Origin of the sequence: Robertkochia solimangrovi, assembly GCF_007279655.1 — a bacterium.
Taxonomy (GTDB): domain Bacteria; phylum Bacteroidota; class Bacteroidia; order Flavobacteriales; family Flavobacteriaceae; genus Robertkochia; species Robertkochia solimangrovi.
The window spans coordinates 784,305-802,024 of sequence record NZ_QKWN01000001.1 but is presented as its reverse complement, the minus strand read 5'-3'; the positions used below and the strand labels follow the sequence as shown (position 1 = coordinate 802,024).

The window sequence follows — 17,720 nt, the reverse complement described above, 5'->3', positions numbered from 1 at the left end:
AATTTTCCTGAAAGGGGATTGCATGGATTTTAAGGTTCCCCCCCCTAAACCCTTGTTTCCTAAGATCCCCTTATTAAAACTGATCTGTATTTCGATCGCTTTCCTTATCTTTAACCATAAAGGTAAAGCGGTCATTTTCGCTGTACAATTTCCTTTTTCAATTAAAATCGAATTAAAATGGCGAAAATAATATCCATTATACTTTTTCTCTTTATTCTGGGTAGCTCCAAGGCACAAAACACCGCTGATTACACGACCAACCTGAATCATATCGCATTATCGGTTACTGATGTGAACCAGGCTGCAAACTTCTATAAGAAGATTCTAAACCTGAAAGAGATCACCAACAGAACAGAAGTGGAAGGCATACGATGGTTCTCTTTTGGTGAAGAAAAAGAGCTCCACCTCATCTCAACACTAAAAGGAAAAGTGATCACCAACAGAGCGGTACATTTTGCCTTATCAACTTCAGATTTTGATGCATTTCTTCAAAAGTTAAAATCATTTAATATCGAATACTCCGACTGGCCAGGAACTAAAGGAAAGATTCAGATCAGGGCCGACGGCGCCCGACAGGTGTATTTTCAGGATCCTGACGGTTACTGGATCGAAATGAATAGTATTGAAAATTCCGGCACGAAATCCTAAAACAGAGTAAGGCAGAGATAGAGGATAAAATGTATAGGTTAGTTCACGGATCGCCCCCTGTCAAATACCCTTTAATTCATCATTCATACGTTCAATTTTTGTACTTTTAATATCCTGACTAATTTTCATTAATAATGAAATCGATATTTTCCATAATAGGTACAAGTCTTATCTTTCTTGGTTTAAATGTCTCTTGTGATCAATTTTCAAAAGACACCAAAGAGTCTATCAATAAAGGGGGTGAAGTGGTCGGACAGACTGCAACGGAATTCTTTGAAGGGGTGACTAAAGGAGTGAATAAAACCCTTGAATGCAAGATCGAACTATCGGAAGTTCTTAAGTCTGAAGGTTTGCAAACCGGAGCATTTTCCATAGAAAACAGAACCGATGGCGGTGAAAATAATTTGCTAACCCTTTATCTGATCTTCGATAAGGATTTTAAAGGAGAACTTATTGCTAAGGCCTATAACAAGAATGACATGGAAATCGGAAGATCATCCATCGAGGTTCGGGGTGAAGCCGGAGGCGCACAATATGTGGATTTCAATTTTGATAAACGCACCTATATCGGGGTACGTAATAAAATTATAATCGAATAAATTAAGCAAACATGCCAGCTGTAAATTCACACATAAACTACATTGAGTTCAAAGCAAGAGACTTAATAAAAATAAAAGCTTTTTATACGAAAGCATTTGACTGGTCTTTTACCGATTACGGTCCAGATTATACCGCATTTGCGAACAGTGGGATCGAAGGTGGATTCATGAGAACGGATGAGATCATTACCCATGGTGCACTGGTTGTACTATACCATGACGATCTTGAAGGTATGCTCGAAAAAGTTAAAGAAAGTGGCGGAACCATCGCCAAAGAAATATTCTCCTTCCCGGGAGGACGCAGGTTTCATTTCCACGATCCTTCGGGAAACGAATTAGCGATCTGGAGTGACCACTAATAGTTTATAGTAGTGACAATAGTGTACATATATAACCATGAACACTATTATCACTAACATCATTATTTAAAGGCCTGTATTCCTGTGATATCTGCTCCGGTAATCAGCAGGTGAATATCATGTGTTCCTTCGTAGGTGATTACACTTTCCAGATTCATCATATGACGCATAATACTGTACTCTCCTGTAATTCCCATTGCGCCTAACACCTGACGTGCTTCGCGTGCGATTTTCAACGCCATATCGACGTTATTGCGCTTAGCCATTGAAATCTGGGCAGAAGTAGCCTTACCTTCATTTCGCAATTGTCCGAGACGGAAAGCAAGTAATTGGGCTTTTGTGATCTCAGTAACCATTTCAGCCAATTTTTTCTGTTGCAATTGAAACGAGGCGATCGGTTTACCGAATTGCATACGTTCTCCGGCATACTTCAAAGCCGTATGATAGCAATCCATCGCAGCCCCGATCACACCCCAGGCAATACCGTATCGTGCAGAATCAAGACATCCTAAAGGAGCTCCGAGTCCACTTTTTCCAGGTAAAAGATTACCTTTCGGCACTTTAACATCCGCAAAGATCAATTCACCCGTAGCTGAAGCCCTGAGCGACCATTTATTATGGGTTTCCGGAGTCGAAAATCCTTCCATCCCTCGCTCCACGATAAGTCCGTGAATTCTACCTTCCTCGTTCTTAGCCCAAACCACTGCGATATCAGCAAAAGGTGCATTTGAGATCCAAAGTTTGGCTCCATTGAGAAGATAGTGGTCTCCTTCATCAGAGAACTTTGTATCCATTCCGCCCGGGTTCGATCCATGATCAGGTTCGGTAAGTCCGAAACATCCGATCAACTCTCCGCTGGCAAGTTTTGGCAGAAACTTTCGTTTTTGTTCTTCACTACCATACGCAAAGATCGGATACATCACCAGAGAAGATTGTACGGAAGCGGTGGATCGAATGCCACTATCACCACGCTCGATCTCCTGCATGATGAGTCCGTAGCTTATCTGATCGAGACCTGCGCCGCCATAATCCTCTGGAATATAAGGTCCAAAAGCCCCGATCTCAGCGAGTCCGTTCAATAACTGTCTTGGAAATTCTGCCTTTTGGGCATAGTCTTCGATGATCGGACTCAGGTCACGTTTTACCCATTGTCTTGTTGCATCCCTTACCAGCAACTGCTCTTCAGTAAGCAGATCATCGATATTATAATAATCAGGGGATTCAAAATTATCTTTTTTCATATGTCATAAAATTGACCGTTAAAGGCCATAAGGGGCTCCAAACTTTCATACCGGTTAACCTTCCGGATTATAATTATCCCAGTTAGCCACTTCATTTCGCTCTTCAGGTTTTATACTTTCACTAAGGATCCTTTCATCATAGGCTACTCCATGCGCTTTTAATACATCATCCGGCACACCATCCCAGACATTGGGAACATTCCCCATATATCCGATATCCTTAATACCAATCTCACTGGTAAAGAAACCGGTACATACCAGATTTCGGATCGTTGCAAAGGATCGTGCACCCTGTTCAAGTTCAGGTTTCACCTCTTCCGGGTAGGCAATATCCTCGATGATCTCCAGTCTTTGTTCTTCACTGGCTTCTTTGAACTCTGTTGAAAAACGCTTCTTGCTTTCATAGTCAAGCCATCGGAGTCCTCCGCGAACGGGAGTTTGATAGTGCGGCATATCTTTTACGATGAACTCAATGAATTCAGGCACTTTAGCATCGGTAGCCGACCCTGAAGTTTCATCTGCCGGAATAATAATATCGGCAACGATAGCCAGCGTAATCATTTCATGCTCATTAAAGAAGGTGGTACTCATCAGATCCTTATCACGAGCAGCTTCTTCCGGAGTTCTTCCATAACCGGAAGCTTCTTCAGAATCACCGGCAACAGGAGTTGTAGTCTCAGCCGATTTCTCAGTATCGGTCAGGCAGGATGTAAACATAAATCCGGACGTTACCGTACCGGCGAACATTGCTTTTAAACTTTTTCTTCTGTCCATGATCAGATCTTTAAATATTCATTTTTTTCATTTCATCGATAAGGTAATCGGAAGCTCTCCAGGCTAAAGCCAGAATGGTCCAGGTCGGATTTTTGTCTGCCTGTGACACAAAAGGCCCCCCATCCACCACAAAAAGGTTTGGAACATCATGGGCCTGGTTAAACCTGTTTACTACTGAAGTCTTCGGATCATCTCCCATACGGGTAGTACCCACTTCATGTATAATCCTACCAGGTGCTTCGAGTCCGTAATCAGTATCCGCACCGGGCTTATCCCCCAGAAAAATACCGCCCATATTGGTCAGCAACTCTTCAAAGGTATCCTGCATATGCTTAGCTTGTTTAACCTCATCATCTGTCCATTTGTAATGGAAACGCAAGACTGGAATACCGAATTTATCTACCACGTTCGGATCGATCTCACAATAGTTATTGAATTGTGGAATACTCTCTCCTCTTCCGGACATACCAACGGTTGCCCCATAAAAACGACGTACATCATTTTTAAGTCCGGCACCAAACCCTCCGGCTCTTTTCATTTGACCATCAGCTCCCGGTACAAGACCATTCAGATGCTCCATACCCATTCCGGTTCCATAGGATGGCATTCCCATACCTCCCCAGAACTCTATATGATATCCACGGGAAAACCCGAGATTCTTAGTATCATTTTGCCACCATGGTACATACAGGTGCATTCCACCAACTCCATCTTCATTATATCGCTTACGATCCATGAGTGAAGGTATAAGCGCCATTCTTGAAGATCCGGTGGAATCATGCAGATAACGCCCCACTACACCACTCGAATTCGCAAGTCCGTTAGGATATTTGGAAGATTTTGAGTTCAGCAGAATTCTTGCAGAACCACAGGCACTGGCAGCGAGTATCACAACCTTAGCCTTGATCTCATAATCTTTCATATCGGCCTTATTAACGAATGCCACTCCGGAAGCTTTACCACTCTCATCGGTTAGTACTTCACGAACCATCGCATTAACATAAAGATCGATATTCTCATACTCCAATGCCGGTTTAACCAAAACCGAGGAGGAAGAAAAATCTCCATAGATACTACAGGAACGCGAACACTGGCTACAATAAAAACAAGCACCGCGACGATTATCGATACGCTTTGTAAGAATGGATAACCTTGCCGGAATCACTGGCAACCCCATCTTCTCTCCATGCTTTTTAAGATACATCTCATGGAGACGGGGTTTTGGAGGTGGCAGAAAAAATCCGTTGGGTTCGTTCGGCAAATTCTCCTTGGTTCCGAACACTCCTATCAGCTTATCTACTTTGTCATAATAGGGTTTGACATCCTCATAACCTATTGGCCAGTTATCTCCTTTACCATCATGATCCTTTCTTTTGAAATCCAGCGGACCAAATCGAAGAGAAATTCTGCCCCAGTGATTGGTTCTCCCTCCCAGCATACGGGAACGAAACCAGTCGAACTTAGTACCATCTTTGGTAGTATAAGGTTCTCCATCGATATCCCAGCCTCCATATGCCATATCGAAATCACCGAATGCACGGGTGGTGCCGGCACCTCTTCGAGGTGATTCATAGGGCCATTTAAATTGAGTTTGTTGTTCTGGATTCGCCGGATCAAAGTTGGGTCCGGCTTCCATTAAGGCAATGCTGAAGCCTGCTTCAGCCAATACCTTAGCAGCCATTCCTCCTCCGGCTCCGGAGCCCACGATACATACATCGTAAACTTTTGAGGTCTTTTTTATCTGAAAGGACATACTTTAAGTTATCAGGTTGATTTTTGATTTATACGCAAATAAAAATAGGATTTTTAAAGATATATTAAAATAAAAGGAAAAAGATATTGAAAATTAATAATGAAACTAAATAAGATTTACCCTCGAAACCTCATTAAATACAGGGACTATAAGATGCTCAGAACACCTGAAACCCCAATGCATCCTATAACTTATTTAAAGAATTTTTTTCCTCCGGCATAGCCAGAGCATATCGGCAATGTAGAAGTACCGACCATGTTGCAGTTAAAAACGGGTATCAACTATTAGTGATTCAGGAGTAACCCCATCACATCTTTAGGTAGAAATCCTTTGTTAGAGAGATATAGTCTTCGGTAAATTCATGGCGTTCTTCTTCGATAATCAAAGACGTATACACCGGTGTTTTATCCACAAAAGAAAATTCCATCAGACTTCTTTTAACCGGAGCCTCGGGATTTCCCTTTACGCGACAAATACGGGAAGGGAAGAGTCCGCATTGAGAAGCAAGTCCTGTAATGTTTTCTTCCTCCTTAAAAGGAATGATGATATTCAATCTACCTGCTTCGGTAAGCAATCGGGCAGCACCTCCTATCAATAAAGGAAAGGGTAGTGAGGCATTAGCCCGGGCAAGATCTCGTACCTTATCGGAAGCACTTACATTCTCGGCATAGAATGGTGGGTTTGAAATTATCAGATCATAAGGCTCATCCATCTCCATCACAAATTCATCGAATCCGGCATGGTAACAGAAAAGTCTGTCACCCCAGTCAGAAGCCTCAAAATTCTCTACGCACTGCTCATAGGCATTAGGATCGATCTCAAGAGCGTCGATCAGCTCCGCACCACAACGCTGAGCCATCATTAGTGAGACCAGACCCGTTCCTGCTCCAATATCCAAAATACTCAGAGGCTCAAACGAGAGATCAGCCCATGCGCCCAGCAGCACCCCATCGGTACCGACTTTCATAGCACAGCGATCCTGTTTGATCGTAAATTGTTTAAATTGGAAAGGTTTTAAACCCATTCTCAGAGTTTTTCAAATTATCAGGATCCCAGATACAGATCTATAAGTCCTTCAGGAGTCTCTACTAAAATCTTCTTTGCTTTTCGATCGACCTTGATGATAAGTTCATCATTGAGTGGAATCAGAATTTCTTTTCCTTCACTTTCGACTTCGAACAAAGGCTGAGAAGCAGCATCATTGATCCCTTTAATAATACCTACTTTACCATAATTGACATCTTCCATTTCAAACCCGATCACTTCATGATAATAGAATTGATCACCTTTGAGCTCAGGAAGCATTTCAAGCGGCAGATAAAGTTCTGATTGTAATAAGGCGTCGGCATCAGCCTCGGAATCTACATCCTCGAGTTTAAGCCTTAGTAAAGAAGATTTATGCAGCGAAGAGGTATCTATAAAAAAAGGAACCAGGTTATTGCCCAAGGCAATAAACACTGATTCCAGATTTTCGTAGAGTTCGGGTTCATCAGTATCCAGTTTAACCAGCACCTCACCCTTAAAGCTGTATTTCTTTACAATTTTACCGAGATAGAAGCAATCTTCTTTTCTCATAAAAAAAATTAAGCTTCAGCCTCTTTATTGTCTTCTGCTTCCTCTGCAGGAGCTTCAGCAGTTGCCTCTTCAGTTTCAGCAACAGTTTCCTCTGCAGCCTCTTCAGCATCAGCTTCCTGAGCAGCAGCTTTACGTTTCTCGTTGATTTCCTTCTCAGCCTCAAGAGCTTTTGCCTTAGCGTCAGCATCTGCTTTAGCAAGACCCTCTTTCTTAGCATCTACCTTTCCGGTTTTTTCTTCAACCCAGGCATCGAATTTCTTCAGAGCTTCTTCTTCGGTTAACGCACCTTTAGCAACACCACCAAGTAAATGATGCTTTAAGAGAACACCTTTATAAGAAAGGATTCTTCTTGCAGTATCTGTTGGTTGTGCACCATTTTTCAACCACTGTACAGCACTGTCTACATCTAGATCGATCTGTGCAGGGTTAGTGTTTGGATTGTAAGTTCCAATCTTTTCAAGGAATTTACCATCTCTTTTTGCGCGGGCATCCGCAGCAACAACCCAGTAGAAAGGTTTTCCTTTCTTACCGTGTCTTTGTAATCTGATTTTTACTGGCATAATACATTAATTAGCGGGGTTCTCGACCCCTATTATTAATTTTGAGGGTGCAAATATAAGTTATTTTCCGATTTTAACATACCAACTCTATTTTTATTTTACTGAAACAGAAGCAATTTCAACCTCTACACTGGATTTCACCGCTTTAAAGGCAGGTGCTTATATTATTATGAAGGTTTAACAGGCCTTAACAATTGAGGTTAAATTCATGATAAAGAGTCGCTTATTCTTGAAATTCCCCTAGCATAACCTTAGTTTGAACATAGAATTATCGAAAGACGATGATCGAATAACCGTTAAACACCTTAATTATGAAGTTTACTGAAAAAATGTCGGAACGTCTGAATACACTACTGGAAAAAACTTATGATAGTGAAAAAGGATACTTGCAGGCAATGAACAAGGTAGATAATACTGAGATAAAAATGTTCTTTAAACAAACCGCCGATCGCCGGAGTGATTTTGCGCGAGACTTAAGAAGAGAAATCCTGAGTTACGGTGAGATCCCGGAAGAAAGCGGAACATTAAAAGGAGATACCCAGCGGTTTTGGACCAATATCAAAACCCTCCTTTCCGGAAACAAGGAAGAAGCCGTTCTGAAAGAATGCCTGAAATATGAAAAAGAAAGTATGGAAGAATATGATAATTTCCTAAAAGATCAGGCGACACTCCCCCCAACCACTATCGCGCTTCTTACCCAGCACCGAAACGCTATTCAAAAAGCGATAAATCGTGCCATGGTATACGAAGAAAGCGTATCCTGATCCGAATTCAAAAGCCGTCGTACGACGGCTTTTTTTTATCGCTCCTACACAATTTTTAAATTCAGAACCCTACTGTTCAGGTCATAAAAATTAATTAATTTCAGATCTAAAATTCAAACACTTTCCATGACCCGGGAATCACTGCTGGAAAAGGCCGAAGAATGGTTCAGCTCACAAAATTGGAAACCTCACTCCTTTCAAACAGAATGCTGGCATGCAGTTCTTTCCGGAAAGAATGGTCTGTTAAACGCTCCCACCGGAAGTGGAAAGACCTATGCGCTATGGATCGGGATAGCGTTGATGAACTTACTTAAAACTGGAAACAAAAAACCTGCAGGAGGACTTAAAGCCATTTGGATCACTCCGCTTCGGGCACTTTCTCATGAAATACTACAGGCGGTAGATCGATTCAATTCAGAGTTTGGTACCGGCCTTACGGTAGGGATCAGAACAGGTGACAGTAGCCAGAAAGAAAGAGCCGCACAAAAAAGAAAAATGCCTGACCTACTGATCACAACCCCTGAGAGCCTTCATTTACTGCTATCTTCCAAAGGATACAAAAACACCTTCAAAGACTGCAATGCAGTGGTTGTTGATGAATGGCATGAACTTCTCGGTTCTAAAAGAGGGGTTCAAACCGAACTGGCGCTTTCCCGAATCAGAAAACTCGGTGACGAGGTTTGCATCTGGGGAATCTCAGCCACCATCGGTAATCTGAAACAGGCCAGAGAAGTATTACTCGGACCCGGAACTGCAGAATTCAATAATTCCATATTGATCCGTGCCGCACTAAAAAAACAAATACATGTCCATTCACTATTACCGGAAACAATGGAAAGATTTCCATGGAGAGGTCACCTGGGACTGCACCTTTTAGAACAAATCATTCCGGTAATTCAGAACAGTAAGACCACTTTGGTATTTACCAATACCCGCTCGCAATGCGAAATCTGGTATCAGTCAATTCTTTCTGCTTGTCCGGATCTGGCAGGAGAAATCGCAATGCACCACGGAAGTATTGACAAGGCATCCCGGATATGGGTCGAAGAAGCGATTCGCTCAGAAAGGTTAAAGGCCGTTATCTGTACCTCAAGCCTGGACCTCGGTGTTGATTTCGCACCTGTGGAAACGATTATTCAAATCGGCGGCCCTAAAGGCGTTGCCAGATTCGTGCAAAGAGCCGGACGTAGTAAACACCGTCCGGGAGAAGAAAGCATTATCTATTTCCTGCCCACTCATGCCATGGAGCTAGTGGAGGCTTCTGCCCTTAAAAAAGCGGTTAACAGTGGCAAAACGGAGAAAAGAATACCCTACCTACTTTGCTATGATGTATTGATACAATACCTCATCACACTTGCTGTTTCCGATGGTTTCAAGCCTGAAGTAGTGCTCGCTGAGATACGCCATACCTATTGCTACAGAGATCTTACCGATGATGAATGGCAATGGATATTAAACTTTATCACGCTGGGAAGTCAGTCTTTGCGCAGTTATGACGAATACCATAAAGTTATTATCGATGAAGAAGGTCGCTATCGGGTCACCAGCAGAAAGATCGCCATGCGCCACCGATTATCGATCGGAACCATTGTCAGTGACGCAATGCTTAAAGTTCGTTATATGAAAGGGGGACATATAGGCATGATCGAAGAATGGTTTATCTCCCGGTTGAAACCTGGAGATGTGTTCACCTTCGCCGGCAGGAATCTGGAACTTTATAAGATCAAGGATATGGAGGTTCTTGTAAAACGCTCAACTGCTAAAAGCAGTAAGATACCGAGCTGGCTCGGAGGCAGGATGAGCTTTTCTTCTCAAATGAGCGAACTCCTCAGGAGAGAATTATATCTGGTCGCCAAAAATGAGGAAGATACCCAGGAACTCAAAGCACTTAAACCTGTTTTTGAGCAACAACAGAAAGAATCCATAATTCCGGGAGACGAAGAATTTCTGATCGAAACCTTTCAAACCAGAGAAGGCTATCACCTGCTCTGCTACCCGTTCGAAGGTCGTTTTGTTCACGAGGCTATGGCAAGTCTTCTTGCCTACAGGATAAGCCTGCTGAAACCCATCAGCTTTTCCATTGCTTTCAATGATTACGGATTTGAATTACTATCCGATCAGGAAGTCGATGTACAGGAGATTATCGATAATGAACTTTTCTCCAACCAATATGTGCACAGCGATTTGGAATCGAGCCTCAATGCCACTGAAATGTCCAGAAGAAAGTTCCGTGATATTGCCGTCATTGCCGGACTCGTATTCCAGGGGTTTCCCGAAAAACAATTGAAAAGCAAGCATCTGCAAAGCAGTACTCAATTACTCTTTGATGTTTTCAGAGACTATGAAGACAACAACCTCCTTTACCTACAGGCATACCGCGAAACTTTTGAATACTCCCTGGAGGAAGGAAGACTACAAAAAGCTCTGGAAAGAATCTCCGGACAAAAACTGGTTTGGAAGCACTGCTCAAAACCCACGCCCTTCTCCTTCCCGGTAATCACAGATCGCTTACGCGAAAAATTATCCTCCGAAAAACTGGCAGACAGAATTCGTAAAATGCAGATTCAATTCGGCAAGTAGGTTAATTTCCACTAATTTTGTCTAAATCATCCTGATTCAGTAATTACTCTCTATGGATGTGTTACCCGCTGATGAACCCATCGGTCATCACAATGAACCGCCAAAATTCGCTTCATGAAAACGCGTAAAAAAAGAGACATATCGCTTACCGGCAACCTGGATTTCACCGGAATTAAGATCACCGAGCCCTCAGATTATGCGGCAGGATTCAAAGCTGTGACCGTAGCCATGGAACACGGCATGAAAGAAATGGGCATATTCCGGGCGTTAGGAACCCTGGCTCATATGAACCAGAAAGACGGTTTCGACTGCCCCGGTTGTGCATGGCCTGATCCTGAGCATCGGTCTAAGCTTGGGGAATACTGTGAAAATGGCGCTAAGGCGCTTGCAGAGGAAGCCACCACCAAAAGGGTAGACGCCGATTTCTTTCGCAAACATAGTGTGGAAGAACTCTCCCGCTGGTCCGATTTTCATATTGGAAAAAGCGGCAGGATCACGCAACCTTTTATTCTGCATCCAGACAGCGATCACTATACTCCTCTTTCCTGGAAAGAAGCATTCGAAACCATCGGAAACACCCTCAATGAACTCGATGATCCGGACGAAGCAGTTTTCTATACCTCCGGAAGATCTAGCAATGAAGCAGCATTTTTGTATGGATTGTTCGCGAGAGCCTTCGGTACCAATAATTTACCAGACTGCTCCAATATGTGTCATGAATCCAGCGGAGTGGCACTCAGCGAGACTTTAGGTATTGGAAAGGGATCGGTTAAACTTGAAGATTTTGACAAAGCCGATGTGATCATGGTCATCGGTCAAAATCCAGGTACAAATCATCCCAGAATGCTATCTGCCCTTGAAAAGTGCAAAAGAAATGGCGGACACATCATAAGTATCAACCCTCTGGAGGAAGCCGGACTGGTACGATTTAAAAATCCACAGGAAGTAAACGGCATGCTCTTTTCCGGGGTTAAGCTTACGGACATTCACCTTCCTGTTAAGATCAATCAGGACGTACCGCTTTTGAAACTTATAATTAAAAAGTTGCTAAAAAAGGCAAAAGTTAACCCTGAGGTTATCGACCAAAAATTTATTGAAACTTATACCACTGGATTTGAGGCTATGGTTTCCGATCTTGAAAGGTATGAAGAAGCCGACCTTTTGGAAAATTGTGGCGTTGCAGCGTCTTTAGTCGATGAGGCAACAGAATTACTCGCAAAAAAGGAACGCATCATCATATGCTGGGCCATGGGTCTCACCCAACATAAAAACGGTGTCGAGAACATCAAGGAATGTGTAAATCTTTTACTGATGAAAGGCAGCCTGGGTAAGCCCGGTGCAGGAACCTGCCCTGTCAGAGGACATAGCAATGTACAGGGAGATCGTTCCGTAGGCATCATGCACTATGTGATCCCTAAATTCAATGCCTCTTTAAAATCCGTTTTTGGGTTCGATCCTCCGGAAAAGGAGGGGTACGATGTTGTTCATGCCATAGAAGCGATGCACCGGAAAAAGGCGAAGGTATTCATAGCACTTGGAGGGAATTTTGTCTCTGCCGCTTCAGATACCACCTATACGGCGGAAGCCCTTCAAAACTGTAAGCTCACTGTTCATATCAGCACCAAACTCAATCGGTCACACCTGGTTCCAGGCGAAACCGCTCTCATACTGCCAACTCTCGGAAGATCAGAAAAAGATTTTAAGGATGGCGAACAGCGTTTTCTCACCGTTGAAAACAGCATGGGTAAAGTTCACAGGACCAAAGGTCTTCTTCCACCTGCCTCCGATGACCTGCACAGCGAACCGGAGATCATTGCTGGTATTGCAAATTCAGTCTTTGGAAATAAGTATGCGAATAAGATCGAATGGAATCTCCTGGGCAAGGACTACAACCTGCTAAGACAAAAGTTAGGTGATGTTATAGACGGTTTTCGCGATGTAAGTACGAAAAGTGAAAAAGGAGGATATTACCTGCCAAATAATGTCAGAGAGCTTGATTTTTCAAAACTACCGGATGGAAAAGCACGATTCACCAATTGTGAACTCCCTGTACATGATCTTGAGCAAGATGAATTTCTGATGATGACCATTCGTTCACATGACCAGTTCAACACGACCATTTACGGCCTCAACGACCGCTACCGGGGTATTCATCAGGAAAGAAGGGTAGTCTTCATGAACCCGGAGGATATGAAGGAGCATAAACTGACAACTGGAGAAAAAGTCGATCTCACCAGCACCTATGACGGAGAAACCCGAACAGCATTGGGATTTCTGGTAGTGCCCTATTCCATCCCGAAGGGGAACCTTGCATCCTACTTTCCGGAAACCAACATTCTCGTACCCTACAATCATTTTGCAGATAAAAGCAACACTCCGATCAGCAAATCGATTCGGGTGAGAGTGCTAAAAGCAATGCCCTGACCTATGACCAAAGCACATAGCATACAAGGTGAACATTTTCAATTTCATACATCAGGAGGTGTCTTCTGGGAAGAGGAAAATATGCTACTGATCGCAGATGTACATTTGGGAAAAGCTGCACATTTCAGAAAGAATGGTATGGCAGTTCCAGACAAAATAAATCAAACTTCGCTTAATCGACTGGAAGGTCTGTGCCAAACCTTTAAGGCCGCTACCATCTGTTTTCTAGGAGATCTGTTTCACAGCGAGTTCAATCATGAATGGGAGGCCTTTAAAAAATGGGCCGAAACCTGTAACAGAAAGCTGATATTAATAAAAGGGAATCACGACATCCTCCCGGCAGAACATTTTGAATTGATGAAAATGAAAGTATTAGAAAGTTTAAGTATCCGGAACTTTTATTTAACACATCATCCTGAAGAACATAAAGAAAAATTTAATATCTGCGGTCATATTCACCCGGGCATCCGTCTAAAGGGACCGGCACGTCAGACTCTTAAACTCGCCTGTTTTTTCCAGGAAACGAGGCGATTAATATTACCATCTTTCGGTGAATTCACCGGCAATTTTACCATAAAGCCCGGGAAGAATGATCAGGTGTTTGCAATTACCCCCGACGAGGTGATTCTCGTTAGTTAGTGATACCTTTGCATCATGGCTGGTATTTATATCCATATTCCTTTTTGCAGGCAGGCTTGTCATTATTGTGATTTTCACTTTTCGACATCCCTTTCGAAAAAGCAACCTTTTATCACCGCACTCTTAAAAGAATTGGAACTTCGCAGTAAAGATTGGCGTACTGAAAAGGTGGAAACCATTTATTTCGGAGGAGGAACTCCTAGTATTCTGGACACCGGAGAGCTGAACCAAATCTTAGAACAGGTGCACAGCTTCTATCATGTTTCAAAAGAACCTGAGATCACCCTCGAAGCAAATCCGGACGACCTCAAAACCGAACAAAAATATCTGGATCTTAAAAATGCCGGAGTTAACCGTTTAAGTATGGGTATTCAATCATTCTTTGACCGGGATCTCAAATTGATGAATCGTTCCCATGATGCCGGAGAGGCTCAATACGCTATTGAGCTCGCCACTAAGCATTTTGAGAATGTAACCATCGATCTGATCTACGGAACTCCCGGCCTGTCTGATCTGGACTGGATCAGAAACATAGAATTGGCACTGGGGTATGGGGTGCCGCATATTTCGAGCTATGCACTAACTGTTGAACCCAAAACCGCCCTGGAAAAATTCATAGAAAGAGGTGCTGTTTCCCCCGTTGATGAAGAACAGGCCGAACGTCAGTTCAGGATCCTTACTGACAAGCTGAATACCGCCGGCTATATTCATTACGAACTCTCCAATTTTGGCAAACCCGGATTCTTCAGCAAGGCGAATACAGGATACTGGCTTGGGAAAAAATATGGTGGTTTCGGACCTTCTGCTCACAGTTATGACGGAACGCGCAGAAGTTGGAATATCGCCAGTAATCCTGTTTATATCAAAAAATTATTGAATGACGAGTTGCCCTCAGAAAGTGAAGTACTCACCGTTATTGACCGTTATAACGAATATATAATGACCGGTTTACGTACGATCTGGGGAGTAGACCTTGAACGGATCAAAAAAGATTATGGTGTTGAATACCTGGAATACCTCAAAAAAGAATCGAGTTCACAGCTGGAAAACGGCTTACTTGAACTTCAGGAAATCGAAGGTAGATCAGTATTAAGAACCACCTCCAAAGGCAGGTTTTTGGCAGACGGGATCGCCTCTTCGCTTTTCTTCATCAACTAAAACAAATATTTTTAACATCTTATTTATCAACTTATTAAATACGACTTCACCTTCAAAATCATCTTATTAAAACAATTATATCTTATATTTGAGTAACGGAGGCTCCGGCATTTTAGCCATGATGTACCGACTTCTGTAATTTATGACATAACATGCATTGCCGGAATTGATTTATTATGAATGACATCTTAGAAATTGTTATCGGTCTACTTCTCGGAGCTTTAGGAATGTACTGGCTTTTTGGGATACTTTTGAAGAAAAGGAAAAAGGACTCCACTGAACACCAGTCCGTTATATTGTTGGAAAAAGTCAGAAATGTTTGTAAATTAGTTACTGTTGAAGGTGAATTTGCCGAAATATACCAATACGAAAATGTCAAGGAACGCTTTTTACGTCTGATCAGCAGCAAGAAAAAAGCACTGATCGTGATCAATGCCAAGGTTCACATCGGATTCGATCTAAAAAAGATGGAGATAAGAGCCGACAGTGATCGTAAAAAGATAATAATGTCGACTTTCCCTCAGCCGGAAGTGATCAGTATTGAACCCGATGTCAAATATTACGACATCAAAGAAGGTCTATTTAACTGGTTCAAAACCGACGACCTTTCCGCATTGCATCAGGAAGCCAAGGAACATATCCTTACAAAAATTCCCGAAAGCGGGCTGATGGACAACGCCAAAAAAGAAGCGTTGGACGCTATCCTGATGATCGAGAATATGGTGCAGGCAATTGGTTGGAAACTGGATTATTCTGCTTTGAAGATCGAAACCGCAGAAAAGCCCCTGTTAAAAGACAAATAACAGACTTTGTAGCATACTATATTATAATCATTAATACTACCGCCAACATGAATATTGATGATATCAGGAGTTACTGCATTGGAAAAAAAGGTGTCACAGAAGAATTTCCATTTGACGAAGACACTTTGGTTTTCAAGGTTAAGGGTAAAATGTTTGCCCTCACTCCACTTGATAAATGGGAAGCCGGTGAGCCTTCCGTAAATTTAAAATGCAATCCGGATCGTAATGATGAATTACGCGACGAATATCAGGGAATCTATCCGGGTTACCATATGAACAAAACTCATTGGAATACCGTTGAAATAGGAAAGGATGTACCAGACCACCTAATCTTCGACCTCATCGATCAATCCTACCGACTCGTTGTTCAGAAACTCCCGAAAAGACTTCGCCAACAAATCGAATAAACAAAGCGTCAGCTGCAAATGAGCCTGCTTTGCTCCAAAAATCCTGAGCCTGGAACGAACACTTTCACCATGGGTCATTAAGCGTCATAGCGTGCCAGTACCAGGATAACCACCGCCGCAGGCATCGCGGTTACGAGAGTGGTATAATCACTATTTAGTGCTCAGCAGGCGAAAAGTTTTAACCCGGCAACAATAGTAAAAAATTAACCAAATCCGCCTTCAACGAACCCCGACGCTATCAATCTTCTTACACCGCTGATATTTACACGTTTGCTAAATTACATGCTACTACCCCCTCTAAACAGATATTAATACTGTTCATTTATCAAATCGACATTCAACTTCATCAAGGCTAATATTTGTTATAAAAACCGTTCTATTTGCAGATATTATTTAAGATATTGCACATCTTCGTTTTACTATGGTAACATAGTATTGAAATAAGATAATTTTTGTTAATCATCCTCTGCAAAGTAGAAATACATTTGTAATAAATTAAAAAGTTCGCATATGAATATCGATTGGAAGGGCGTTATGCCAGCTGTAACCACCAAATTTACCTCCGATGACCGTTTGGATTTGGAGATGTTCAATAAAAATATACAAGCTCAGCTGGAGGCTGGAGTACACGGAATAATTCTGGGAGGAACACTTGGAGAAGCCAGTACACTTACTGAAGATGAAAAATTCCAGCTTATTGAAAATGCGCTGAATCAAACCAAAGGAAATGTACCTGTCATCGTAAACATTGCGGAACAAAGTACCTCTGAAGCGGTTAGAATAGCTCAAAAAATTGAAAAAGCCGGTGCTAACGGGCTCATGCTTCTACCGCCGATGCGCTACAAAGCAACCGACAGAGAGACCGTCGCTTATTTTAAGACGATCGCTCAAAGCGTATCACTGCCTATTATGATCTATAACAACCCTGTTGATTATAAGATCGAAGTAACTCTTGACATGTTCGAAGAACTTTTGAAAGAAGACAACATTCAGGCTGTAAAGGAATCAACCCGGGACATTTCAAATGTAACGAGAATTAAAAATCGTTTCGGTGACAGATTAAAAACTCTTTGTGGAGTAGACACCCTTGCCCTGGAAAGCATGTTACTCGGTGCTGAAGGTTGGGTTGCAGGACTTGTTTGTGCGTATCCGCGTGAAACCGTTGCGATCTATGAACTTGCTAAAGCGGGTAGATTAGAAGAAGCGATCAGTATCTATCGCTGGTTCCTACCACTGCTCGAACTGGATATCAGTCCGCAACTCGTACAAAATATCAAACTTGCTGAAGTAGCCACAGGTATCGGTACTAAATATGTTAGAGCACCCAGATTATTACTGGAAGGAGAAGAATTGGCAAAAGTTGAAAAAGTAATTTCAGATGCCATGGCAATCCGGCCGGAATTACCGGAATATCAGAATTTAATTGCAAAATAAAA

At 42.4% G+C, this 17,720-nt stretch carries 17 protein-coding genes; 11 read left to right on the top strand and 6 right to left on the bottom strand.

Going from position 1 to position 17,720, the window contains the following annotated elements; genetic code table 11:
• The first annotated feature begins 177 nt into the window (after positions 1–177).
• The 3 genes from DMZ48_RS03435 to DMZ48_RS03425 all read left to right on the top strand — a co-directional run bounded on the left by DMZ48_RS03435 (position 178) and on the right by DMZ48_RS03425 (position 1,606).
• Entirely contained in the window at positions 178–648 is a 471-nt protein-coding gene (locus DMZ48_RS03435) for a VOC family protein (RefSeq protein WP_143953687.1), read from the top strand.
• A gap of 134 nt (positions 649–782) precedes the next feature.
• The gene (locus DMZ48_RS03430) at positions 783–1,247 is read left to right on the top strand and encodes a hypothetical protein (RefSeq protein ID WP_143953686.1); all 465 of its coding nucleotides are present in this window, start codon (positions 783–785) and stop codon (positions 1,245–1,247) included.
• Between the two features lie 11 nt (positions 1,248–1,258).
• Entirely contained in the window at positions 1,259–1,606 is a 348-nt protein-coding gene (locus DMZ48_RS03425) for a VOC family protein (RefSeq protein WP_143953685.1), read from the top strand.
• A 62-nt stretch (positions 1,607–1,668) separates the two neighbouring features.
• On the opposite strand, the gene DMZ48_RS03420 is transcribed toward DMZ48_RS03425, so the two are convergent.
• The 6 genes from DMZ48_RS03420 to DMZ48_RS03395 form a co-directional block, all read right to left on the bottom strand.
• Positions 1,669–2,847, bottom strand: coding sequence for an acyl-CoA dehydrogenase family protein (locus DMZ48_RS03420; RefSeq protein ID WP_143953684.1), 1,179 nt, complete (start codon positions 2,845–2,847; stop codon positions 1,669–1,671).
• 54 nt (positions 2,848–2,901) lie between these two features.
• Entirely contained in the window at positions 2,902–3,621 is a 720-nt protein-coding gene (locus DMZ48_RS03415) for a gluconate 2-dehydrogenase subunit 3 family protein (protein WP_143953683.1), read from the bottom strand.
• A gap of 10 nt (positions 3,622–3,631) precedes the next feature.
• Positions 3,632–5,374 (bottom strand): GMC oxidoreductase, encoded by a 1,743-nt coding sequence (locus DMZ48_RS03410; RefSeq protein ID WP_143953682.1) that lies wholly within the window; start codon positions 5,372–5,374, stop codon positions 3,632–3,634.
• 307 nt (positions 5,375–5,681) lie between these two features.
• A complete protein-coding gene (locus tag DMZ48_RS03405) occupies positions 5,682–6,341 on the bottom strand; it encodes a tRNA1(Val) (adenine(37)-N6)-methyltransferase (RefSeq protein ID WP_242009093.1) in 660 nt (219 codons plus the stop codon).
• A 77-nt stretch (positions 6,342–6,418) separates the two neighbouring features.
• Positions 6,419–6,949 carry a ribosome maturation factor RimM gene (gene rimM / locus DMZ48_RS03400; RefSeq protein ID WP_143953680.1) on the bottom strand — a complete coding sequence of 177 codons (531 nt, stop codon included), beginning with the start codon at positions 6,947–6,949 and terminating at the stop codon, positions 6,419–6,421.
• 8 nt (positions 6,950–6,957) lie between these two features.
• Positions 6,958–7,509 carry a 30S ribosomal protein S16 gene (locus DMZ48_RS03395; protein WP_143953679.1) on the bottom strand — a complete coding sequence of 184 codons (552 nt, stop codon included), beginning with the start codon at positions 7,507–7,509 and terminating at the stop codon, positions 6,958–6,960.
• 311 nt (positions 7,510–7,820) lie between these two features.
• Here DMZ48_RS03395 and DMZ48_RS03390 point away from each other — a divergent pair, with 311 nt between their 5' ends.
• From DMZ48_RS03390 to DMZ48_RS03355, 8 genes are all read left to right on the top strand, one after another.
• Positions 7,821–8,273 carry a ferritin-like domain-containing protein gene (locus tag DMZ48_RS03390; RefSeq protein WP_143953678.1) on the top strand — a complete coding sequence of 151 codons (453 nt, stop codon included), beginning with the start codon at positions 7,821–7,823 and terminating at the stop codon, positions 8,271–8,273.
• A 126-nt stretch (positions 8,274–8,399) separates the two neighbouring features.
• Entirely contained in the window at positions 8,400–10,853 is a 2,454-nt protein-coding gene (locus DMZ48_RS03385; protein ID WP_143953677.1) for a ligase-associated DNA damage response DEXH box helicase, read from the top strand.
• A 114-nt stretch (positions 10,854–10,967) separates the two neighbouring features.
• Positions 10,968–13,277 (top strand): FdhF/YdeP family oxidoreductase, encoded by a 2,310-nt coding sequence (locus DMZ48_RS03380; protein WP_143953676.1) that lies wholly within the window; start codon positions 10,968–10,970, stop codon positions 13,275–13,277.
• Between the two features lie 3 nt (positions 13,278–13,280).
• The gene (pdeM, locus tag DMZ48_RS03375) at positions 13,281–13,916 is read left to right on the top strand and encodes a ligase-associated DNA damage response endonuclease PdeM (protein WP_143953675.1); all 636 of its coding nucleotides are present in this window, start codon (positions 13,281–13,283) and stop codon (positions 13,914–13,916) included.
• A gap of 15 nt (positions 13,917–13,931) precedes the next feature.
• On the top strand, positions 13,932–15,074 hold the full coding sequence (hemW, locus tag DMZ48_RS03370) for a radical SAM family heme chaperone HemW (RefSeq protein WP_143953674.1): 1,143 nt from the start codon (positions 13,932–13,934) through the stop codon (positions 15,072–15,074).
• A 176-nt stretch (positions 15,075–15,250) separates the two neighbouring features.
• A complete protein-coding gene (locus DMZ48_RS03365; RefSeq protein WP_143953673.1) occupies positions 15,251–15,877 on the top strand; it encodes a DUF4230 domain-containing protein in 627 nt (208 codons plus the stop codon).
• Positions 15,878–15,924: 47 nt separating this feature from the next.
• Positions 15,925–16,284 (top strand): MmcQ/YjbR family DNA-binding protein, encoded by a 360-nt coding sequence (locus tag DMZ48_RS03360; protein WP_143953672.1) that lies wholly within the window; start codon positions 15,925–15,927, stop codon positions 16,282–16,284.
• Positions 16,285–16,794: 510 nt separating this feature from the next.
• The gene (locus DMZ48_RS03355; RefSeq protein ID WP_143953671.1) at positions 16,795–17,718 is read left to right on the top strand and encodes a dihydrodipicolinate synthase family protein; all 924 of its coding nucleotides are present in this window, start codon (positions 16,795–16,797) and stop codon (positions 17,716–17,718) included.
• Positions 17,719–17,720 lie beyond the last annotated feature (2 nt).